At 71.0% G+C, this 21337-nt stretch carries 20 protein-coding genes and 1 tRNA gene; 11 read left to right on the top strand and 10 right to left on the bottom strand.

Going from position 1 to position 21337, the window contains the following annotated elements:
* Window positions 1–42: 42 nt before the first annotated feature.
* Together ACZ4N5_RS01440 and ACZ4N5_RS01435 are read right to left on the bottom strand one after the other, a co-directional pair.
* Window positions 43–633, bottom strand: coding sequence for a TetR/AcrR family transcriptional regulator (locus ACZ4N5_RS01440; protein ID WP_467755108.1), 591 nt, complete (start codon window positions 631–633; stop codon window positions 43–45).
* Entirely contained in the window at window positions 630–2144 is a 1515-nt protein-coding gene (locus ACZ4N5_RS01435; protein WP_467755107.1) for a 3-hydroxyacyl-CoA dehydrogenase, read from the bottom strand. Before ACZ4N5_RS01435 ends, ACZ4N5_RS01440 begins: the two co-directional genes overlap by 4 nt.
* Window positions 2145–2292: 148 nt before the next feature.
* Here ACZ4N5_RS01435 and paaN point away from each other — a divergent pair, with 148 nt between their 5' ends.
* A complete protein-coding gene (gene paaN / locus ACZ4N5_RS01430) occupies window positions 2293–4008 on the top strand; it encodes a phenylacetic acid degradation protein PaaN (RefSeq protein ID WP_467755106.1) in 1716 nt (571 codons plus the stop codon).
* A 168-nt stretch (window positions 4009–4176) separates the two neighbouring features.
* On the opposite strand, the gene ACZ4N5_RS01425 is transcribed toward paaN, so the two are convergent.
* The 3 genes from ACZ4N5_RS01425 to ACZ4N5_RS01415 are packed head-to-tail and all read right to left on the bottom strand — an operon-like array spanning window position 4177 to window position 6811.
* Entirely contained in the window at window positions 4177–4926 is a 750-nt protein-coding gene (locus ACZ4N5_RS01425) for a TrmH family RNA methyltransferase (RefSeq protein WP_467755105.1), read from the bottom strand.
* The gene (locus ACZ4N5_RS01420) at window positions 4923–6155 is read right to left on the bottom strand and encodes an HTTM domain-containing protein (RefSeq protein WP_467755104.1); all 1233 of its coding nucleotides are present in this window, start codon (window positions 6153–6155) and stop codon (window positions 4923–4925) included. Before ACZ4N5_RS01420 ends, ACZ4N5_RS01425 begins: the two co-directional genes overlap by 4 nt.
* On the bottom strand, window positions 6152–6811 hold the full coding sequence (locus tag ACZ4N5_RS01415) for a DUF5819 family protein (RefSeq protein ID WP_467755103.1): 660 nt from the start codon (window positions 6809–6811) through the stop codon (window positions 6152–6154). Before ACZ4N5_RS01415 ends, ACZ4N5_RS01420 begins: the two co-directional genes overlap by 4 nt.
* Before the next feature lie 700 nt (window positions 6812–7511).
* Between ACZ4N5_RS01415 and paaA the strand changes: the two genes are divergently transcribed.
* The 6 genes from paaA (at window position 7512) to ACZ4N5_RS01385 (ending at window position 12485) form a co-directional block, all read left to right on the top strand.
* Window positions 7512–8552 (top strand): 1,2-phenylacetyl-CoA epoxidase subunit PaaA, encoded by a 1041-nt coding sequence (gene paaA, locus ACZ4N5_RS01410; RefSeq protein ID WP_467755102.1) that lies wholly within the window; start codon window positions 7512–7514, stop codon window positions 8550–8552.
* Entirely contained in the window at window positions 8549–8836 is a 288-nt protein-coding gene (paaB, locus tag ACZ4N5_RS01405) for a 1,2-phenylacetyl-CoA epoxidase subunit PaaB (protein WP_164372737.1), read from the top strand. The genes paaA and paaB overlap by 4 nt, the downstream gene beginning before the upstream one ends.
* Entirely contained in the window at window positions 8833–9552 is a 720-nt protein-coding gene (gene paaC, locus ACZ4N5_RS01400; protein WP_467755101.1) for a 1,2-phenylacetyl-CoA epoxidase subunit PaaC, read from the top strand. Before paaB ends, paaC begins: the two co-directional genes overlap by 4 nt.
* Window positions 9546–10079 carry a 1,2-phenylacetyl-CoA epoxidase subunit PaaD gene (gene paaD, locus ACZ4N5_RS01395; RefSeq protein WP_467755100.1) on the top strand — a complete coding sequence of 178 codons (534 nt, stop codon included), beginning with the start codon at window positions 9546–9548 and terminating at the stop codon, window positions 10077–10079. Before paaC ends, paaD begins: the two co-directional genes overlap by 7 nt.
* Entirely contained in the window at window positions 10079–11143 is a 1065-nt protein-coding gene (locus ACZ4N5_RS01390) for a 2Fe-2S iron-sulfur cluster-binding protein (RefSeq protein ID WP_467755099.1), read from the top strand. Before paaD ends, ACZ4N5_RS01390 begins: the two co-directional genes overlap by 1 nt.
* Before the next feature lie 208 nt (window positions 11144–11351).
* Window positions 11352–12485, top strand: coding sequence for an acyl-CoA dehydrogenase family protein (locus ACZ4N5_RS01385; protein WP_467755098.1), 1134 nt, complete (start codon window positions 11352–11354; stop codon window positions 12483–12485).
* A 14-nt stretch (window positions 12486–12499) separates the two neighbouring features.
* On the opposite strand, the gene ACZ4N5_RS01380 is transcribed toward ACZ4N5_RS01385, so the two are convergent.
* The 4 genes from ACZ4N5_RS01380 to ACZ4N5_RS01365 all read right to left on the bottom strand — a co-directional run bounded on the left by ACZ4N5_RS01380 (window position 12500) and on the right by ACZ4N5_RS01365 (window position 16234).
* The gene (locus ACZ4N5_RS01380; protein ID WP_467755097.1) at window positions 12500–12847 is read right to left on the bottom strand and encodes a rhodanese-like domain-containing protein; all 348 of its coding nucleotides are present in this window, start codon (window positions 12845–12847) and stop codon (window positions 12500–12502) included.
* A gap of 36 nt (window positions 12848–12883) precedes the next feature.
* Window positions 12884–13906, bottom strand: a complete 1023-nt coding sequence (locus tag ACZ4N5_RS01375) for a hypothetical protein (RefSeq protein ID WP_467755096.1) — start codon at window positions 13904–13906, stop codon at window positions 12884–12886.
* A gap of 196 nt (window positions 13907–14102) precedes the next feature.
* The gene (locus tag ACZ4N5_RS01370) at window positions 14103–15668 is read right to left on the bottom strand and encodes a DUF2252 domain-containing protein (protein WP_467755095.1); all 1566 of its coding nucleotides are present in this window, start codon (window positions 15666–15668) and stop codon (window positions 14103–14105) included.
* A gap of 197 nt (window positions 15669–15865) precedes the next feature.
* Window positions 15866–16234 (bottom strand): winged helix-turn-helix transcriptional regulator, encoded by a 369-nt coding sequence (locus tag ACZ4N5_RS01365; protein ID WP_467755094.1) that lies wholly within the window; start codon window positions 16232–16234, stop codon window positions 15866–15868.
* 308 nt (window positions 16235–16542) lie between these two features.
* Between ACZ4N5_RS01365 and ACZ4N5_RS01360 the strand changes: the two genes are divergently transcribed.
* The gene (locus ACZ4N5_RS01360) at window positions 16543–17196 is read left to right on the top strand and encodes an FMN-dependent NADH-azoreductase (RefSeq protein WP_467755093.1); all 654 of its coding nucleotides are present in this window, start codon (window positions 16543–16545) and stop codon (window positions 17194–17196) included.
* A gap of 439 nt (window positions 17197–17635) precedes the next feature.
* On the opposite strand, the gene ACZ4N5_RS01355 is transcribed toward ACZ4N5_RS01360, so the two are convergent.
* Window positions 17636–17722, bottom strand: a tRNA-Leu gene (locus tag ACZ4N5_RS01355).
* 579 nt (window positions 17723–18301) lie between these two features.
* On the opposite strand from ACZ4N5_RS01355, the gene ACZ4N5_RS01350 reads away from it, so the two are divergent.
* From ACZ4N5_RS01350 to ACZ4N5_RS01340, 3 genes are all read left to right on the top strand, one after another.
* Complete coding sequence (locus ACZ4N5_RS01350; RefSeq protein WP_261703700.1) at window positions 18302–19144, top strand: FhaA domain-containing protein; 843 nt, start codon at window positions 18302–18304, stop codon at window positions 19142–19144.
* 10 nt (window positions 19145–19154) lie between these two features.
* Window positions 19155–19673 carry an FHA domain-containing protein FhaB/FipA gene (locus ACZ4N5_RS01345; protein WP_261703701.1) on the top strand — a complete coding sequence of 173 codons (519 nt, stop codon included), beginning with the start codon at window positions 19155–19157 and terminating at the stop codon, window positions 19671–19673.
* 120 nt (window positions 19674–19793) lie between these two features.
* On the top strand, window positions 19794–21332 hold the full coding sequence (locus tag ACZ4N5_RS01340; protein ID WP_467755092.1) for a Stp1/IreP family PP2C-type Ser/Thr phosphatase: 1539 nt from the start codon (window positions 19794–19796) through the stop codon (window positions 21330–21332).
* The last annotated feature ends 5 nt before the right edge of the window (window positions 21333–21337 follow it).

Here is a 21337-nt window from a genome sequence, read left to right as displayed (position 1 = left end):
ACGACTCCCGCCCCGGAGCCGGCACCACCGGACTCCCGGGCCTCACGACTCCCGCCGGAGCCCTCCGAAGACCAGCACCACCACGGCGTCGGCCACTTCCCGCGCGCCCATGCCCCGCGCGTCGGGGCGGTACCACTCCACGAGCGAGTTGATCATTCCGAAGACCAGCCGGGTCGCGAGCCGGACCTCCACGTCACCGCGTACGTCCCCGTCGGCGGCAGCGGCCTTCAGGAGCTCGGCGACCCTGTGGTCGAAGTCGCGGCGCCGCTCCAGGGCCCACCGCTCGGTACCCGTGTTGCCGCGCACCCGAAGCAGCAGCGTCACGTAGGGCAGCTCGGACGTGAGCACCTCGACCATGCGCCGTACGACGTACTCCAGGCGCTCCACGGCACGCCCCACGCGCGCGTTGTCCTCGTCGAGGATCTCGAAGAGGCCGTCCAGCGCCCGGCTCACCGCACGCCGCAGCAGTTCCTCCTTGCCCGCGACATGGTGGTAGATCGACGACTTGGAGATGCCGGCGGCCTTGGAGAGGTGCTCCATGGAGGTGCCGTCGTAGCCGCGTTCGTTGAAGACCTGGACGGCGACGGAGAGCAGCGTCTCGGGGGTGTACGTGTCCCGCTTGGCGGTGGTCACGAGGTGCCCTCCCGCTTCTCCGTGGCGTACGCGTGGCGGTAGAGCGCCAGCGACGGCGCGTAGCGCCCGGAAGGGTCGCGCGTGTGGAGTTCGTCCAGGACGTCGTAGGACCAGTCCGTGCCGAGCCTGCGGCTCCACTCGAAGGGGCCGAGAGGGTAGTTGACGCCGAGCCGCATCGCGGTGTCGATGTCCTCCTCGGTGGCCACGCCCTTGGCGACCGCGTCGTGGGCGAGGTCGACGATCCGGGCCACCGTGCGGGCGACGATCATGCCGGGGCAGTCCCCGATCACGCTGACGTCCTTGCCCAGGGCCTGGAAGAGGCCGATGGCCTCGGAGAGCGTCTGGGGAGCGGTGTCCTGGGACGCCGACAGGGCGATCCGGGTGGCCTTGCGGTAGTCGAGCGCGAGGTCGAAGTAGACGACGTCGCGGAACTCGACCGAGGTCTGGCCGTCGGCGAGGACCAACTGGCCGCCGCTCGGCAGCACCAGGCGCGTGCCGTGGTCTTCCTCGTCCTCCCGGAGCTGGATGCCCGCCTCGCGGATCAGGCCGAGGACATCGGCGGCGGGGCCGAGGTCACCCTCGACGACGACGTAGGCGGGCGGCTGCGCCTTCTCCGCGGTGTGCGGCTCGGACCGCTCGGCGCCGTCCCCGTAGTCGTACCAGCCGTGCCCCGCCTTGCGTCCGAGCCGGCCCGACTCGACGAGCCGTCGCTGGGCGAGCGAGGGCGTGAAGCGCACGTCCTGGAAGAAGGACTGCCACACGGAGTGCGTGACGGACTCGTTGACGTCCTGGCCGATCAGGTCCGTGAGCTCGAAGGCGCCCATCCGGAAACCGCCGGACTCGCGCAGGACCGCGTCGATGGTGGCCGGGTCGGCGGCCTGGGACTCGTGGACCGCGAAGGCCTCGGCGTAGAAGGGCCGCGCGATGCGGTTGACGATGAAGCCGGGCGTGTCCGCGCAGGCGACGGGCGTCTTGCCCCAGGCCCGGGCCGTCTCGTACGCGCGCGTGGCCGAGGTGACGTCGGTCGCGAACCCGGAGACGACCTCCACGAGCGGCAGCAGCGGCGCCGGGTTGAAGAAGTGCAGCCCGACGAGCCGGCCCGGGTTGCGCAGGGCGCCACCGATGGCCGTGACGGACAGCGAGGAGGTGTTGGTGGCGAGCAGGCAGTCGTCCCCGACGGTGTCTTCGAGATCGCTGAACAGCCGCTGCTTGACGTCGAGTTGTTCGAGTACCGCCTCGACGACGAGCGCACAGTCCGCGAGGTCGGTGAGGCTCTCGGCCGGCCGGAGCCGGGCGCGCGCGGCATCCCGGTCGGCGCCGGTGAGCCGGTCCTTCGCGACGAGCCGGTCCAGACGGGCGCCGATCGCTTCGGCCGCCGCCGCGGCACGCCCGGGAGCCGCGTCGTAGAGCCGCACGGGGTGGCCCGCAACCAGCGCGACCTGGGCGATGCCCTGGCCCATGGTGCCGGTGCCGACGACTGCCACGGGGCTGCTGAGGTCGAGTGCTGTCATGTGCGCGATCCTCCCGCACGCCGTTTTCCACAGATGCGGCGGACCCCCTTGTCCCGACCGATCGTTCGGTTACTCTAACTCTGACTGTCCATTCCTGCCCAGCTCGCGAGCTCGACGAGGAGCTCTTGAGACGAGGAGTTGGTCCTTGATGGCCGCCGAACTCACCGCGCACCAGCTGATCGCCCAGCACCGGCCCACCCTGGATCAGGCGCTGGAAGTGATCCGCACGCGCGCGTACTGGTCCCCGCATCCCGAGCATCCCAAGGCCTACGGCGAGAACGGCAGCCTGGGCATGGCCGAGGGCAAAGCCGCCTTCGACGCCCTCCTGGGCACTCGCCTCGACCTGGGCCAGCCCGGCACGGACGACTGGGTCGGCGGCGAGGTGTCGCCGTACGGAATCGAGCTGGGCGTCACATACCCGCACGCGGACATCGACGCCCTGCTGCCCGCCATGCGCGCGGGGATGCGCGCCTGGCGCGACGCGGGAGCGGAGATCCGCGCCGTGGTCTGTCTGGAGATCCTCAAGCGGATCAGCGACCGCACCCACGAGTTCGCGCACGCGGTCATGCACACCAGCGGCCAGGCCTTCATGATGGCGTTCCAGGCGGGCGGCCCGCACGCGCAGGACCGCGGCCTGGAAGCGGTGGCGTACGCGTACGTGGAGCAGGTCCGCACCCCCGACACCGCGGAGTGGAGCAAGCCCCAGGGCAAGCGCGACCCGCTCGCGCTGACCAAGCAGTTCACGCCCGTCCCGCGCGGCATCGCGCTGATGATCGGCTGCAACACCTTCCCGACGTGGAACGGCTATCCGGGCCTGTTCGCCTCCCTGGCCACCGGCAACGCGGTCCTGGTGAAGCCCCACCCGCGCGCGGTACTGCCGCTCGCGCTGACCGTGCAGGTCGCGCGCGAGGTGCTCGCCGAGGCGGGCTTCGACCCGAACCTGGTGGCGCTGGCCGCCGAGCGTCCCGGCGAGGGCATCGCGAAGATGCTGGCCACCCGCCCCGAGATCCGGATCATCGACTACACCGGCTCCACCGCCTTCGGCGACTGGCTGGAGACGAACGCCCGCCAGGCGCACGTCTACACGGAGAAGGCCGGCGTCAACACGGTGATCGTGGAATCGACCGGTGACTACAAGGGGATGCTGTCCAACCTCGCGTTCTCCCTGTCGCTCTACAGCGGCCAGATGTGCACCACCCCGCAGAACCTGCTGATCCCCCGCGACGGCATCTCCACGGACGAGGGCGACAAGTCCTACGACGAGGTGGTCGCCGACCTCGCGAAGTCGGTCGGCGGACTCCTCGGCGACGACGCCCGCGCGAACGCGCTGCTCGGCGCCATCGTGAACCCGGACGTGAAGGCCCGTGTGGAGGCAGCCGCCGGACTCGGCGAAGTGGCCCTGCCCTCACGGCAGATCGACAACCCGGAGTTCCCGGGCGCCGTCGTGCGCTCGCCCGTCATCGTGAAGCTCGACGGCGCGCGCAAGTACTGGGAAACCGCTGACGACGCCGCCGACGAGGCCGCCTACATGAGCGAGTGCTTCGGGCCGGTCTCCTTCGCTGTCGCGGTCGACTCGGCGGCGGACGCGGTGGAGCTGCTGCGGCGCACCATCAGGGACAAGGGCGCGATGACCGTCGGCGCGTACACCACCGACGAGGCGTTCGAGAGCGAGGTGCAGGAGGCCTGTCTGGAGGAGTGCGCCCAGCTCTCCCTGAACCTCACGGGCGGGGTCTACGTCAACCAGACCGCCGCCTTCTCGGACTTCCACGGCTCGGGCGGCAACGCCGCGGCCAACGCGGCGCTGTGCGACGGGGCGTTCGTGGCGAACCGCTTCCGGGTGGTCGAGGTGCGCCGGGAGGCGTGAGCCCCTAGGGCCTGTCCGGCACTTCACGTCGGACAGGCCGCGGCGTCCGGTGCCGTACATCGCAGGGCTGAGGGTCGCCCCCCTACTGGGCGTACGAGGGCGTGCCCGACAAGGCGGCGAGGTGCGGTGCCAGGCGTCGCGGGCCCGGCGGGAACTGTCGGACAGGCCCTAAGCCGGTGCGCCCCCCGTGGCGCTCCAGTGGAACAGCGTCATGGCCACACTGGTCGCGAGGTTGTAGCTGGAGACCTGGGGGCGCATCGGCAGAGACACCAAGTGGTCGGCCCGAGCCCGTAGTTCGACGGACAGACCACTGCGTTCCGAGCCGAAGGCGAGCAGCGCGTCGTCGGGGAGCTTCGACCCACGGATGTCCTCGCCCTCCGGGTCGAGCGCGAACACCGGGCCCGGCGGCAGTTCGTCAACCGTCAGGCGCTCCACGGCGGTCGCGAAGTGCAGGCCGGCCCCACCGCGGACGACCGTGGGATGCCAGGGGTCGAGCGTGCCCGTCGTGACCACTCCGGTCGCGCCGAAGCCCGCGGCGAGACGGATCACGGCGCCCGCGTTGCCCAGGTTGCGTGGATTGTCGAGAACGACGACCGGCGCGGTGCGGGGTGTGCGGGCCAGTGTCTCCAGGTTGGCGGCGCGGGAGGGACGTACGGCGAGAGCGACCACCGAGGTGGGGTGGGGACGCGACACGAGGGCCGTGAACGTCGCCTCCGGGACCTCGGTCAGGAGCTCGCCGAGGACGGCGCGTACGTCGGGAGCGAGTTCGTCGGCCAGTTCGAGGACCGCCCGCCGGTCGGTCGTGACGGCGACCGGGACACGCGCCCCGAAGCGCACGGCGTGCTTGAGGGCGTGGAAGCCGTCGAGCAGGACGGAGTCGTCGGAGAGCTTGCGCCAGGCACGAACCGGGTCGTTCATGCGGTGAAGCCTACGTGCGTGTGCTCGGGCTCCCCCGGAACGCCCGGCTCGGGCTCCCGGGGCCCCGGCACCGTACGGCCGCCGCCGGGAAACAGCCCGCCACGCGCGCGTGCCACTCGTCCGCCCAGGCGCCGCAGGAAGGACGTCGGCAGGAACACGGCGTCCGCGGCGATCATCGCGAGCGAGAAGAACGGCAGCCCGAGAACCACGGCGATCACGGCGTGCTCGGTCATCATGGCCGCCAGCAGGACGTTCTTGACCCGCCGGTTGAACAGGGTGAACGGGAAGGCGACCTGCACGGCGACCGTCCCGTACGTCACCAGCATCACGATCGTGCCGTGCGCGGACAGCAGGTCGGACAGGGCCGGCCACGGCGAGAAGGACTCGAGGTGGAGCGGGTAGTAGACGGCGGTGCCGTCCTGCCAGCGCGAGCCCTGGATCTTGTACCAGCCGGCGGTCGCGTAGATCAGGCAGGCCTCGGCCATGATGATCATCAGGGCCGCGTTGTGCACGAGGTTGGCGACGACGTCCAGCAGGATGCGCGGCTCCGCGGTGCGGGCGACCCGGCCGACCGTCCACCACAGGGCCTGCACCGCCCACAGCCCCCACAGCACCGTGAGCCAGCCGCCCAGGACGCCTCCGTCGATCCGTCCCGCGCCGGTCGCCACCGCCAGTACGACCCCGAGCCCCGCCCACATCGCGGGACCCCCTCGGTCGCGCCCGGTCCGCTCGCCACGCGCGCGTGCCTCACGGGCGAGGCGCTCCCGCCGCACATCGAGGGACCACACCCGGCCGCAGCGGGTGAACACGAGGTAGATCGCCATCAGGTGGAGGACGTTGTCCCCGCCGTCCCCTACGAACACACTGCGGTTCTGCAGGGACAGCACGCCGATCATGAAGAGCACCGACATCGCGCGGGTCCGCCAGCCCACCAGCAGCAGGACGCTGGAGAGGACGGCGAGGGCGTAGACGATCTCGAACCACACCTGGCTGTCGGACCACATCAGGACCGTGAAGGCGTGGTTGCTCGCGACGAGCTGCTGGGCGAGGTCCCAGCTCCACGGCGCGTCGGGCCCGTACAACTCTTGACGGTGGGGGTACTCGCGCAGCAGGAACAGCAGCCAGGTGGCGGCGAAGCCGATACGGATCACGGCGCTCTGGTACGGGCCGAGGGCGGACTCGGTGACCCGGGCGATGCCGCGCGCGATCGTCGGAGCGAATCGGTTCATCGGGCGCTCGCGTCCGTCAGCCCGTCCACGCGGTCGCTCTCGGGAACGGCCCACCAGGGCAGCTCACGGACGACGGGCTGGTCGGACACCTTCTCGTCGCTCCACCCAGGAGGCCGCACGTCGGTGGTGAGGGATCGGAACTGGACGCGCTCGATGACGGCACCCTTGCCGCCCGCGTGCTCGCGGTCGAGACGCAGCACGCCGACGCGTCGCAGATAGCGCTCCGAGAGGTCGCCGCGCAGGCCCGCGGGACGGTTCTCGCCGTCGTGCGTGCCGGTGTAGAAGTCCCAGGCGCGGCGCAGTTCGTTCTGCTGAGTGTGGCTCGGCAGCGGATTCCCGTCGATGGCGAGCCCGTCGAGCGCCGACAGGTCGTACCAGCCGGTCTCGCGACTGGTGCCGTCCGGGGTGCGGACCAGAGCACGGACCTCGACCGCGATGTTCTGCTGCAACGGGTTGGGGGCGAAGAGCTTCCAGTTCTGCTCGAACTCGGGATAGATCCACTCGTCGATCGCCCGGCCGTGCTGCCTGGTCACCGTGTTCGAGGGCGCGACATGCAGGAACACCATGCCGAGGTGGACACAGGAGACGACGGCCACGACAGCCAGGGCGAGGGCGGCCGCGATCTGATGGCGAAGAGAGAGGGCGGCCAGGCCCACGGGTGCCTCGGACCCCGGCCAGGGCCCCGCCTCGGACTCCGCGGAAGCGACCGCCAGGGGCTCGCTCCCCTCAGGCTCCGCGGGAACGACCGCCGGGGGCTCGTTCCCCTCGGACTCCGCAGGAGCGACCGACTCGGGCCCCGTCCCCGTCCCCTCGGGCCCCGTCTCCTCCGGCACCCGCTCCGGCTCTGGCCCCGGCTCGGGCTCCGGCTCCGCAGGAGTGACCGCCTCAGGTTCGGTCGTCTCCGACGCAGGGGGAGCAACCGCCTCGGACCGCGGATCGTCGATCGTCAGATCATCGGAGGCCGGCCCATCGGGGGACGTACTGGTGGCGGGCCGGTCAGGCGCGGCACTCGCGGACGCGCCACCGCCGGGCGTGGCCCCCTCGGGCGCGCCCGGACCCGGCTCCGGCTCAGGGCCCTCGTCGTTCGCGTCCATCCCGCCCCGATTCACGATCCCGAATCCGACTGTCGGCCGCCGGACTGCGGGCACCGTACCGCCGCGTCGCACCACACCACGACGTTCGCAAGCGAACCGTACTCAGACCCGACCGTCCGGCACAGCCCCATGGGTCACAACGGCCACGCCCGCGCGCACGAGGTTATCCACAGCGGTTGACACCATCCGGCGCTCGACCGACCATTGATGCGAGCGGACCGAACGATCGGTCGGTCGGGAGTGAGAGGTCGAGGGGGACCGCATGGCGACAGCATCAGCGCACCACACGGCCCGCACACAGGCGGACGAAGCCGCCGACGAAGCGGCGCGCACAGCGGCATACGAAGCCGTCTTCGACGCCGCTGTGGCGGCCGACGAACGCATCGAGCCCCGTGACTGGATGCCCGACGCCTACCGTTCCACCCTGGTCCGCCAGATCGCGCAGCACGCCCACTCCGAGATCATCGGCATGCAGCCGGAGGCCAACTGGATCACGCGCGCGCCCTCGCTGCGCCGCAAGGCGATCCTGATGGCCAAGGTCCAGGACGAGGCCGGCCACGGGCTGTATCTGTACAGCGCGGCCGAGACCCTCGGCGTCGGCCGCGACGAACTGCTGGACAAGCTGCACTCAGGCCGCCAGAAGTACTCGTCGATCTTCAACTACCCGACGCTGACGTGGGCGGACGTCGGCGCCATCGGCTGGCTCGTCGACGGCGCCGCGATCACCAACCAGGTCCCCCTGTGCCGCTGCTCGTACGGTCCGTACGCGCGCGCGATGGTCCGCGTGTGCAAGGAGGAGTCCTTCCACCAGCGCCAGGGGTACGAACTGCTGCTGGCCCTGAGCCAGGGCACCGCCGAGCAGCACGCGATGGCGCAGGACGCGGTGGACCGCTGGTGGTGGCCCTCCCTGATGATGTTCGGCCCGCCCGACGACGAGTCCTCGCACTCCGCCCAGTCGATGGAGTGGAAGATCAAGCGCCACTCGAACGACGAGCTGCGCCAGCGCTTCGTCGACATAGCCGTACCCCAGGCCGAATCCCTCGGTCTGACCCTGCCCGACCCCGACCTGGTGTGGAACGAGGAGCGGGGACACCACGACTTCGGCGCCATCGACTGGACGGAGTTCTGGGAGGTCCTCAAGGGCAACGGACCGTGCAACGAACAGCGGATCACCCAGCGCCGGCGCGCCCACGAGGAGGGCGCGTGGGTACGGGAGGCGGCCGCGGCGTACGCGGACAAGCACACGAGCGGGACCGGCGGCTCCGCGAGCACGACCGGTGAGACAGGAGCGACCCGAGCATGACGAACACCGACTGGCCGCTGTGGGAGGTCTTCGTGCGCTCGCGCCGCGGGCTCTCGCACACCCACGCCGGCAGCCTGCACGCGCCGGACGCCGAGCTGGCGCTGCGCAACGCCCGCGACCTGTACACGCGCCGCGGCGAGGGCGTCTCGATCTGGGTCGTCCCGTCCGCCGCCGTCACGGCCTCCTCGCCCGATGAGAAGGACCCGTTCTTCGAGCCGTCCGCCGACAAGCCGTACCGGCACCCGACGTTCTACGAGATCCCGGAAGGGGTGAAGCACCTGTGACTCTCACCGTGAACACCGCGGCGGCCCTGGCCCTCGGCGACGACGCCCTGGTGCTCTCGCACCGCCTGGGGGAGTGGGCCGGCCACGGGCCCGTCCTCGAAGAGGAAGTCGCCCTGGCCAACATCGCGCTGGACCTGCTCGGCCAGGCCCGGGTCCTGCTGTCCATGGCCGGTGACGAGGACGAGCTGGCGTATCTCCGCGAGGAGCGCGCCTTCCGCAACCTCCAGCTCGTCGAGCAGCCGAACGGCGACTTCGCGCACACCATCGCCCGCCAGCTCTACTTCTCCACCTACCAGCGGCTTCTGTACTCGCAACTGGCGGCCGGAGAGAGCGAGTTCGCTCCCCTCGCCGCGAAAGCCGTCAAGGAAGTCGCCTACCACCAGGACCACGCCGAGCAGTGGACGCTGCGCCTCGGCGACGGCACGGACGCCAGCCATGAGCGGATGAGCCGGGCGTGCGAGGCGCTGTGGCGCTTCACCGGTGAGATGTTCCAGCCGGTCGAGGGCGTCGACATCGACCGGGAAGGGATGCGGGCCGCCTGGCTGGAGTCCGTGGGAGCCACCCTGCGCCGTGCCACGCTGTCGGTCCCCGAGGGCCCGCAGTCCGGGGCATGGGCGGCGGGCGCCGGACGCCAGGGTCTGCACACCGAGTCCTTCGGACGGATGCTCGCCGAGATGCAGCATCTGCACCGCAGCCACCCGGGGGCGTCATGGTGACAACGACCGCCCTCGAGGAGGAGCTGCGCAGACTGGCCGGCTCCGTGCTCGACCCCGAGCTGCCCGTCCTCACCCTGGACGAGCTCGGCGTGCTGCGCGCCGTCCATGTTCGCGGCGCGGACTCCGTCGAGGTCGAGTTGACCCCGACCTACACCGGCTGTCCGGCCGTCGAGGCCATGTCCATGGACATCGAGCGGGTACTGCACGAGCACGGCATACGCGATGTGTCCGTGCGCACGGTGCTCAGTCCCGCCTGGTCGACGGACGACATCTCGGACGAAGGCCGCCGCAAACTGCGGGAGTTCGGGATAGCGCCGCCACGCGGCGGCCGTCCCACGGGCCCGGTGACACTCGACCTGGGGCCGACCCGGACGGCCACCGCCGAACCGGAACTGGAGCCCGTCCGCTGCCCGTCCTGCGGATCGGCCGACACCGAGCTGCTCAGCCGCTTCTCCTCCACCGCGTGCAAGGCGCTGCGCCGCTGCCTGTCCTGCCGCGAACCGTTCGACCACTTCAAGGAGTTGTGATGGCCCGCTTCCACCCGCTCCCGGTGGCCGCGGTCGACCGGATCACCGACGACTCCGTGGCCCTGACCTTCGCGGTACCCGCGGAGCTGCGCGAGGACTACCGGCACGCCGCCGGCCAGCATCTGGCACTTCGCCGCACGGCCGACGGCACCGAGATACGCCGTACGTACTCCATCTGCTCACCGGCACCCGCCCCCGACGGCGAGGGGCCGCGCACGCTGCGGGTCGGAGTGCGCCTGGTCGACGGCGGCGCGTTCTCGACGTACGCGCTCAAGGAGATCGCGGTCGGCGACGAGGTGGAGGTGATGCTTCCGGCAGGACGCTTCACCCTGGCGCCGTCGGTCGGCCTGTACGCGGCGGTGGTGGGCGGCAGCGGGATCACCCCGGTGCTGTCGATCGTCTCGACGCTGCTGGCGCGGGAGCCGGACGCGCGGTTCTGCCTGATACGCAGCGACCGTACGTCGGCCTCGACGATGTTCCTGGAGGAGGTCGCCGACCTCAAGGACCGCTATCCGCAGCGGTTCCAGCTGGTGACGGTCCTCTCCCGGGAGGAGCAGCAGGCCGGACTGCCGTCCGGGCGGCTCGACCAGGAGCGGCTGACCGGGCTGCTTCCGGCGCTGCTGCCCGTGGACCGGGTGGCTGGATGGTTCCTGTGCGGGCCCATGGGGCTCGTACAGGGGGCCGAGCGGGCGCTGCGCGGGCTCGGGGTGTCCCGGACCCGGATCCACGAGGAGATCTTCCACGTGGACGCCGGCACCACGACCGTTTCCGCCGTACCGGCCCCCGCGCACAGCACGGTGACCGCACGGCTCGACGGACGCGGCGGCACCTGGCCCGTCCAGGACGGGGAGTCGCTGCTGGACGCGGTGCTGCGCAACCGTCCGGACGCGCCCTACGCCTGCAAGGGCGGCGTGTGCGGCACCTGCCGGGCGTTCCTCGTCTCGGGCGAGGTGCGGATGGACCGCAACTTCGCGCTGGAGCCGGAGGAGACGGAGGCCGGGTACGTACTGGCCTGCCAGTCCCATCCGGCCACGGAAAAGGTGGAGCTGGACTTCGACCGCTGAGCCCTGCGGACACGCTTCGACCACCGAGCCCGGCGGGCACACTCCGACAGCCGAACCCTGTCGGCAGGACATCGACCGTCGAGCCCGGTCGACAGGCGACCGACCGTTGGCCGTTCCCTTCTCATAGAACCTGTTCTATCTTGACGCACCGTCAGATCAGGCGTTCTGTCTGGTCGTTGGTCCGGCGCGTGTGCGGGAGGACGGGATCGTGGACTTCACCTTCACCGAGGAGCAGCAGGCGGCGGTCGAGGCGGCGAAGGCGGTGTTCGCCGGGGTCGCCCCGGACGCGGTGCCCAGTCCCGCGCTCACCGCGGGTGCCGTCGCCGAGGACTTCGACCGGGCCCTGTGGGCGAGGCTCGCCGACGCGGACCTGCTGAGCCTGCTGCTCGACGAGGAGTCCGGCGGGGCGGGCCTCGACGCGGTCGCGCTGTGTCTCGTACTGCGGGAGTCGGCGAAGGTGCTGGCGCGGGTGCCGTTGTTGGAGAACAGCGCGGCGGCGGCTGCCGTACAGCGCTACGGCGGCGAGGAGTTGAGGGCGGAGCTGCCGGCCCCGGCCGGCCGGGGTGAGCTCGTGCTGACCGTCGCCGCCAACGGCAGGACCGGTCACGACCCGGCCGAACTCGCCGTGACCGCACGGCAGGACGTTACGGGGTGGGTGCTGGACGGAGTCCAGACGGCCGTCCCCTGGGCCTGCAACGCCGACTTCATCGTCGTACCCGCGCACACGGACGCCGACCGGACCGTCCTCGCTCTGGTTTCCCGCGGCCACGAAGGGGCCGTACTCGCCGAGCAGATCTCCACGACCGGTGAGCGGCTCGGTGAACTGCGGCTGGAGTCCGCCCGGATCGCCTCACGGGATGTCATCGACGCGCAGGGGGCGTGGGAGTGGCTGCGCGACCTGCTGGCCACCGGCACATGTGCGCTGGCGCTCGGGCTCGGGGAGGAAGTGCTCCGGATGACGAGCGCGTACACGAGCAAGCGTGAGCAGTTCGGGTTCCCGGTCGCCACGTTCCAGGCGGTCGCCGTGCAGGCCGCCGACCGCTATATCGACCTGCGTGCCATGGAGGCGACGCTCTGGCAGGCCGCATGGCGGATCGGCACGGGCGCCGGGGGTGCGCTCCCGGCCTGCGGTGACGTGGCCGTCGCCAAGATCTGGGCGTCCGACGGAGTGCGCCGGGTCGTGCAGACCGCCCAGCATCTGCACGGAGGGTTAGGCGCCGACACCGAGTACGCGCTGCACCGGTACCACGCCTGGGCCAAACACCTGGAACTGTCACTCGGCCCGGCGGCGGCACACGAAGAAGCCCTGGGCGATCTGCTGGCGGCGCACTCCCTGGGGTGAAGGGGGGCCGGCGGCTACAGCACGAAGCCGGGCTCGCCCTTGTCGTTCACGACCGGGCGGCCCGCGGCCTCCCAGGTCTGCATGCCGCCTTCGACATTCGCGGCGTCGATGCCCTGCTGGACCAGGTACATCGTGACCTGGGCCGAACGGCCACCGGAGCGGCAGATCACGTTGACCCGGCCGTCCTGCGGGGCCGCCTCGGTCAGCTCGCCGTACCGGGCGACGAAGTCGCTCATGGGGATGTGCAGCGCCCCCTGGGCATGACCTGCCTCCCACTCGTCGTCCTCACGGACGTCCAGCAGGAAGTCGTCGACCGCGAGATTGTCGATCCCGACCGTGGGCACACCAGCTCCGAAACTCATGCCTCCGACGCTACCCGACCGCGCCGACGGGGAAGCTCAGGGAGTCTGGGCGATCAGTTCCGCCAGCTCGTGCTCGCGCTCGCCGACCTGCGTCAGCAGTTGTTCGGCGATCTCCTCCAGAAGACGGTCCGGGTCTTCCGGAGCCATCTTGAGCATCGCGCCGATGGCGCTCTCCTCCAGTTCGCGGGCGACGAAGGTGAGCATCTCCTTGCGCTGCGAGAGCCATTCGAGACGGGCGTAGAGCTCCTCGCTGCGGCTCGGCTTCCACTCCTCGGGCGCGGGGCCGGCGGCCCACTCCTGGGCCAGCTCCCGCAGCAACGCCTCGTCACCCCTGGCGTACGCGGTGTTCACACGGGCGATGAACTCGTCACGCCGCTTGCGCTCGTCCTCGTCCTGCGCCAGGTCGGGGTGCGCCTTGCGGACCAGCTCACGGAACAGCTTGCGGGCCTCCTCGCTGGGGCGCACACGCTGCGGGGGCCGCACGGGCTGGTCCGTGAGCATTGCCACAGCCTCGGGGAACAGGCCCTCCGAGTCCATCCAGCCGTGGAACAGCTCCTCGACACCGGGCATGGGCATGACCCGCGCCCGTGCCTCGTGCGCCTTGAATATGTCCTCCGGGTCGCCGGAGCGCGCGGCACGCGCCTCGGCGATATCGGCCTCCAGCTCGTCGAGGCGCGAGTACATCGGACCGAGCTTCTGGTGATGCAGCCGCGAGAAGTTGTCGACCTCGACGCGGAAGGTCTCCACGGCGATCTCGAACTCGATCAACGCCTGCTCGGCCGCTCGTACGGCCCGCTCGAGCCGCGCCTCGGGCCGGGCATCCTCACCCTGAGCCGGGCTCTGGCCCTCGCCGTCGGCCTCACTCGGAGCCTCGGTGCGGACCTCGTTCCCGGCTGCATCCTGGGCGCCGGAGCGGGCGTCTGCGCCCTCCGCGTCCGCGATGCGGCCGTCGTCGCCGGGGGAGGCTTGGGGCGTCTCGCCCTCCGGGGCACCGGAGGGTTCCCGGCCCCCCTCGAAGGCGGGCTCGGACTGGCTCTGATCGGCTTCCGGGGTCGTCACCCGACCAGCGTAGGCCACACTCCCCCGCGACTCACTGCCTTCACCGCCTCTACAGCCACCTGACCGGCCACAACGACCCCAATGACCCCAACCACCCCGATCATCCCGACCACCGGAACCGGCGCCGCCAGCGGCATCGGCGCGGGTGGACCGCCCCGTCCGGAGGGGCGGACCGGACACCCCCATCACCCCCCGGTCACACCCCCGCTTCGGAAGCGATCCGTCCGCTCCGGACCGCCGCCACCAGGGCCGCGTGGTCCGCCTCCGTGCGGTCCGCGTAGGCGACGGCGAAGGAGGCGATGGCCTCGTCCAGCTCCTCGTTCTTGCCGCAGTACCCGGCGATGAGGCGCGGGTCGGCGCTGTGGCTGTGGGCGCGGGCCAGCAGGGCGCCGGTCATGCGGCCGTAGTCGTCGATGTGGTCGGCGGCCAGGGCGGCGGGGTCGACGCTGCCCTTGCGGTTGCGGAACTGGCGCACCTGGTAGGGGAGACCGTCGACCGAGGTCCAGCCGAGAAGGATGTCGCTGACGACCTGCATGCGCTTCTGGCCGAGGACGACACGGCGGCCCTCGTGAGCCACCTCGGGCATCGGGTGGCCGGCGGTCGCGAGGTGCGGGAGCAACACCGAGGCGCGGGCCTCCTTGACCTGGAGGACGAGGGCTTCGCCGCGATGGTCCAGGAGCAGTACGACGTACGAGCGGGTGCCGACGCTGCCGGTGCCGACGACCCGGAAGGCGACGTCGTGGACCGCGTAGCGGGCGAGCAGGGGGAGGCGGTCCTCGGAGAGCGTCGTCAGATAGTGGTCCAGGGACGCCGCGACCGCTGCCGCCTCCTCGTCGGGGACGCGGCGCAGCACGGGCGCCGCGTCCACGAACCGGCGGCCACCGCCCTCCACGGCCTCCGTCGACTTGGCGGCGAACCGCCCGCTGGTGTTGGCCCGCGCCTTCTCGGAGACCCGCTCCAGAGTGCCGAGCAGGTCATGGGCGTCCGTGTGCGAGACGAGTTCCTCGTCGGCGATGGCGTTCCACGCGTCCAGCACCGGCAGCTTCGCCAGCAGGCGCATGGTGCGCCGGTACGCGCCCACGGTGTCGCGGGCGGCGGCCCGACAGGTGTCCTCGTCCGCTCCGGCTTCCCGGCCCGCGAGCACGAGCGAGGTGACGAGCCGCTTGAGGTCCCACTCCCAGGGGCCGTGGACCGTCTCGTCGAAGTCGTTCAGATCGATGACCAGGCCGCCGCGCGCGTCCCCGTACAGACCGAAGTTCGCCGCGTGCGCGTCACCGCAGATCTGGGCACTGATGCCGGTCATCGGGGTGCGGGCGAGGTCGTACGCCATGAGGCCCGCGGAACCGCGCAGGAACGCGAAGGGCGTGGCCGCCATCCTGCCGACCCGTATCGGCGTGAGCTCGGAGAGCCGGCCCCGGTTGGACTCCTCGACCGCGGTCACGGCGTCCGGCCGGTCGGCGTCCACCAGGAACTCGGCGTGCTCCGCGCGCGGCACCCGCCCGCGCAGGGCCTTCCCCTCCTCCTTGGGCGAGCCCTTCACCGGCCAGGCGGCGAACCCCGGAACGGTGAACCCCCGGGTCCCGAACGCCTCGGCCGCCGGCCCGCCCTCGGACGAAGGCCGCCTCTCGGAGTCCGACGCGGACCCCGCCCCGGGCCGCCGGTCACCGCGGTCCTGCCGCTCCGGACCGGTCTGTTCGATCAGCCCGGCCTGCCCCGTCGGCGCCGTCTGTCGCTCCGTACCCGTTGTACCGACCTCGGCCATCACGACCGCCTCCCCCGCACACGAACATCAACTCGTGCTGACCGTACAGCCGGCCGGGAAAACGCGTCAGACCCTGTGGACAACTCCACGGACCCACGGGGAAGAAGCCGAGAACACACCCGCTCACGCGGCCCGACCGGGCGCCGGTGCGGCAACCCCGCGAACGGCTCGAGCGAGTCGGCTCACGCCCCGGGCCGCTACCGCAGCCGCCCCGGACAGGATCCGCTCTCCGGCAGATACCTCTCCGCCCAGGACCCCAGCTCCTTGAGGGCCGGTTCCAGAGCCGCGCCCGCCTCCGTCAGACGGTACGAAACCCGCAGCGGGGGACCCTCAGTGACCTCGCGCACGACCAGGCCGGCCGCGCCGAGTTCGGTGAGCCGGTCCGAAAGCATCCGCTCACTGATCCCGGGGATCGCTCGGCGCAGATCGGCGAAGTGGACGGGGTGCTGCATCAGAACCGAGACGACGAGACCCGTCCAGCGCTTTCCGAGCAGCGTGAAGACACGGGTCATGCCCTCGTCGACCTTCTGACACGGCCCCGCGTCGTGGCTTCCCGGTTCTGCCATGGGCCCAGGGTACTGCGTCTCCACAAGGGGATGAAAAAAAGTAAGTACCTGTGTTATCTCTAGTTAGGAACGAAAGAGAAGCCCTTCGGGGTGACTCGACTCCCTTCGACAGCCCTGCCCTGGATCCGGTTCAGCGACCGCGCCCCCGGGCCCGCCCCAGGGGCCCGCAAGGACGGACTCCACCCCAAGAGTCCGTACGACCCCGCCCGCGGCCCTCCCCGGTCCCGACCCGGTCCCCATCTCGGCCCCGACCGCAGTCCCGGTCCCGGCCCACCGCCCCAATACATCCCGTTTGTCTGGAGATCCCCATGGCCACCCTCCTCCACATCGACTCGTCCGTCTTCCCGGGCGGCGCCTCCACCTCGCGTGCCGTGACGGACGCCTTCCGCGCGGCCTGGGAGGAGCAGCACCCCGACGGCACGGTCGTCTACCGCGACCTCGCAGCGCATCCTGTGCCGCACATCACGGCCGACGCCCACACCGCCGGTTTCGCCGCCCCGGACGCGCACACCGCCGGGCAGGCCGAGGCCTTCGCCGCACGCCTGAAGCTCATCGAGGAGCTGGAGAACGCGGACGCGATCCTGATCGGCGCCCCCATGTACAACTTCTCCATCCCCTCGACCCTCAAGGCATGGCTGGACAACGTGGTCCTCATGGGGCGCACCGCCATGGCCGAGGACTCGAAGATCAAGGGCACCGCGGTCACCGTCGTCGCCAGCCGCGGCGGCTCGTACGCGCCGGGCACTCCGCGCGAGGGCTTCGAGTACGTGCAGAACTACCTCGAGGCGGTGCTGCGCGACATGCTCGCCCTCGAGGTCGACTTCATCGTCCCGGAGCTCACCAGCGCCCCGCACAACCCGGCGATGGCCGAGCTGACCCCGCTCTTCGAGGCGTCCCGGAGCAAGGCTCTCGACGACGCGGCCGCTCAGGCCAAGAAGGTCGCGGAGCGCATCGCCGCCTAAGCACGGCACGCGACGACGGCCGCCGTTCCGCCCACCGGAGACGGCACAGCAGCACAGAGCCCCGCAGGGCCGGACACCTCACCCTGCGGGGCTCTCCCCTTTGCCGGCTCCGCTTTACCCGCTCCGCCGGCCCTTCCCGGCACCGAGACCCTCGCACCACTCCGACTGTCGGCCCCGCCCCGACTGTTGCGCCCGTCACGCCTGTCGAGCCCGTCGCGCCGAAGATCCGCCGGGCCCACGAACGCCGGTTCACCAGCCGCCGCCCGGACAACTCCCCGGCACCCGCGTGAGAGCATCGTCACACTTCACAGCGGCTCCGAGCCGTCCGCGTCGCGCGGCACTCCCCGTCGCGGGCCTCGCACGAGAACTCGGGAGCAGCACCGGAAGCACCCGGACAACGTGAAAGCCCCTCAGGTCGAAGACCTGAGGGGCTTTCAGCTGGTGCGCGAGGGGGGAGTTGAACCCCCACGCCCTTTCGGGCACTGGAACCTGAATCCAGCGCGTCTGCCTATTCCGCCACCCGCGCATTGGGTGTGTCGTCCGTCTCCCACCGAGTGGTGCGAGCGCCTGCCGACATCGAGAAGATTAGCACGCTGTCAGGGGTGGAATCACATCCCTTTCCCCCGCCCCTAGCCCCCGGCATACCCCGCCCCCGCGCCCGGCATCCGCAGGCCCGGTGCCCTTGTCCCGCCCGGCCCGGTGGCCCGAGCGGCTCCGGATCCCGCGCCGGCCGCCTCCCTCACCGGCAACCCGGCGTGCGTCACACGTTTCAGACAGAACCGGTTCACGTATCAACCTCGTACCGGTCCAGCGCATCTCCCCAGGAGTCGGACGGGCTGCACAGCCAGGTGCGGGACACTGGTCGTGGGGCGCCTCTACGATCCATGGCAGAAGCAGTGCCGGGAAGAGTTCGAAGAGGGGCCTCTCAGGGAACTCCGGGAGGGGACTTCGGAAGGCGTCGACAACCCGTCGACCGGGCCGACAGGGGGAACCAGCCGATTTCCCGACGCGTGGATACGATCAGTAAGCAGTACCAGCAAGGCCAGCAGGATCAGGAAGACGACAGCAAGCTGTACCAGGACGGCAACGAAGGAGGAGGTGCCCCATGGGAGTCCTGAAGAAGTTCGAGCAGCGACTCGAAGGTCTGGTCAACGGCACCTTCGCCAAGGTGTTCAAGTCCGAGGTCCAGCCCGTGGAGATCGCCGGAGCGCTCCAGCGCGAGTGCGACAACAACGCCACGATCTGGAACCGCGACCGGACCGTCGTCCCCAACGACTTCATCGTCGAGCTGAGCACGCCGGACTTCGAGCGGCTCAGCCCCTACTCCGGCCAGCTCGGCGACGAGCTCGCAGGCATGGTCCGCGACTACGCCAAGCAGCAGCGCTACACCTTCATGGGCCCCATCAAGGTCCACCTGGAGAAGGCGGACGACCTCGACACCGGCCTGTACCGGGTCCGCAGCCGTACGCTCGCCTCCTCCGCCAATCAACAGTCCCCCGAGCGTGCCCCCGCGGGCCCCGCCCCGGCGGCTCCCCGCGGAGCCCAGGGTGGCTACGGCTACCCGCCCGCGGCCGCTCCCCCCATGCCGTCCGCGCCGCCGCCCGGCGGCCGTCCGGGCGCGGCACCCATCGGTGCCCGACCCCCGGCCGGCCCGGCGGCGGGTGGCCGTATGCGGCACTGGGTCGAGATCAATGGCGCACGCCATCAGATCTCCCGCCCGACTCTGGTGCTGGGCCGCAGCACCGAAGCCGACGTGCGGATCGACGACCCCGGCGTATCCCGCCGGCACTGTGAGATCCGGACCGGAACGCCCTCGACGATCCAGGATCTAGGGTCCACCAACGGCATCGTGGTGGACGGGCAGCACACAACCCGCGCTACGCTCCGCGACGGCTCGCGGATCGTCGTGGGCAGCACCACCATCATTTACCGGCAAGCCGAAGGGTGAAGCGGGGGCAATGTCAGAGCTGACCCTCACGGTCATGCGGCTGGGTTTCCTGGCCGTACTGTGGCTGTTCGTGATCGTGGCCGTGCAGGTCATCCGCAGCGACCTGTTCGGAACGCGCGTCACACAGCGCGGCTCCCGCAGGGAGGCCGCAAGGCCTCAGCAGGCCGCGCGGCCTGCCGCGCCTCCACAGCAGCGCCAGCAGCAGCCGCCCAGCGGCGGCCGCCAGCGCCGCGGAGCACCATCCAAACTGGTCGTCTCGGAGGGCACCCTCACGGGCACGACCGTCGCGCTCCAGGGACAGACCATCACCCTGGGCCGCGCACACGACAGCACCATCGTGCTGGACGACGACTACGCGTCGAGCCGGCATGCCAGGATCTACCCGGACCGGGACGGCCAGTGGATCGTCGAGGACCTCGGCTCCACCAATGGCACGTATCTCGACCGGAGCCGACTGACGACTCCGACGCCCATTCCGCTGGGCGCGCCGATCCGCATCGGCAAGACCGTCATCGAGCTGCGGAAGTAGTACGACAATGAGCGAGCGGAGCGAGCACGCAGCGGCGGTCCACACGACGGACCCCGGCGCGCTCCCGACCGGAGGGTGGGCACCGTGCGGATGTACCCGGAGCCGACGGGCGAGGTGCGCATGAGTCTGTCACTGCGCTTCGCCGCCGGATCGCACAAAGGCATGATCCGCGAGGGCAACGAGGACTCGGGCTACGCCGGTCCTCGCCTGCTCGCGATCGCCGACGGGATGGGCGGCCAGGCCGCCGGTGAGGTCGCCAGCTCCGAGGTGATCTCCACCATCGTCGCGCTCGACGACGACGTACCCGGATCCGACATCCTCACCTCGCTCGGCACCGCCGTGCAGCGCGCCAACGACCAGCTCCGGCTGATGGTCGAGGAGGACCCGCAGCTGGAGGGCATGGGCACCACGCTCACCGCCCTGCTGTGGACCGGCCAGCGCCTCGGCCTCGTCCACGTCGGCGACTCCCGCGCCTATCTGCTGCGGGACGGCGTGCTGACGCAGATCACGCAGGACCACACCTGGGTGCAGCGCCTCGTCGACGAGGGGCGCATCACCGAGGAGGAAGCCACCACCCACCCGCAGCGCTCCCTGCTGATGCGCGCGCTGGGCAGCGGCGACCACGTCGAGCCCGACCTCTCCATCCGCGAAGTCCGGGCCGGCGACCGCTACTTGATCTGCTCCGACGGCCTCAGCGGCGTCGTCTCCCACCAGACGATGGAAGACACCCTCGCCAGCTACCAGGGCCCGCAGGAGACCGTGCAGGAGCTCATCCAGCTCGCGCTGCGCGGAGGCGGCCCGGACAACATCACCGTCATCGTGGCCGACGTCCTCGACATCGACTCCGGGGACACCCTCGCCGCGCAGCTCTCCGACACTCCCGTCGTGGTCGGCGCGGTCGCCGAGAACCAGCACCAGCTGCACGACAACGGAGCCATGCAGACCCCCGCCGGTCGCGCCTCCAGCCTCGGCCGGCCCGTCCCCGGCCAGGGCGGCGGCGAGTTCGGCCCGCCCGGCAGCGGCGACACCACCGGTTACGTGTCCACCGGCGGCTTCGGCGACTACACGGACGAGGACTTCGTCAAGCCGCGCACCGGACGCAAGTGGCTGAAGAGATCCTTCTACATCGTCCTGACGCTCGCCGTCCTCGGCGGCGGCCTCTACGGCGGCTACCGCTGGACGCAGACGCAGTACTACGTCGGCACCCAGGACGACCACGTCGCGCTGTACCGCGGCATCAGCCAGGACCTGGCCTGGGTCTCGCTCTCGAAGGTGGAGAAGGACCACCCCGAGATCGAACTCAAGTACCTGCCGCCGTATCAGCAGAAGCAGGTCAAGGCGACCATCGCCGAAGGCGGCCTCGCCGACGCGAAGTCGAAGATCGACGAGCTCGCCGTGCAGGCCTCCGCTTGCCGGAAGGACGCGCAGCGCCGCGCCGCCGAGAGCCAGAACAACGCGAAGACCGGTGAGGGCAAGGCCGGTGGGACCACGGGAACCACAAAGACCTCTCTGACGTCCAAGGCCACGTCCACCCCGAGCCCGACCCCGTCGAGCTCGGCACCTTCGTCCTCCAAGTCCACGACCGCACCCACTCCCACACCAGGCCCCAGCCTCTCCGTCGAGGAGCAGAAGCTGGTCTCGCTGTGCGGTAAGCAGTAAGAAGC

Source organism: Streptomyces sp. NPDC026500 (genome assembly GCF_055567635.1).
Note: the sequence above shows the minus strand (reverse complement) of the source record. Positions and strands in the feature narration are given on the sequence as shown.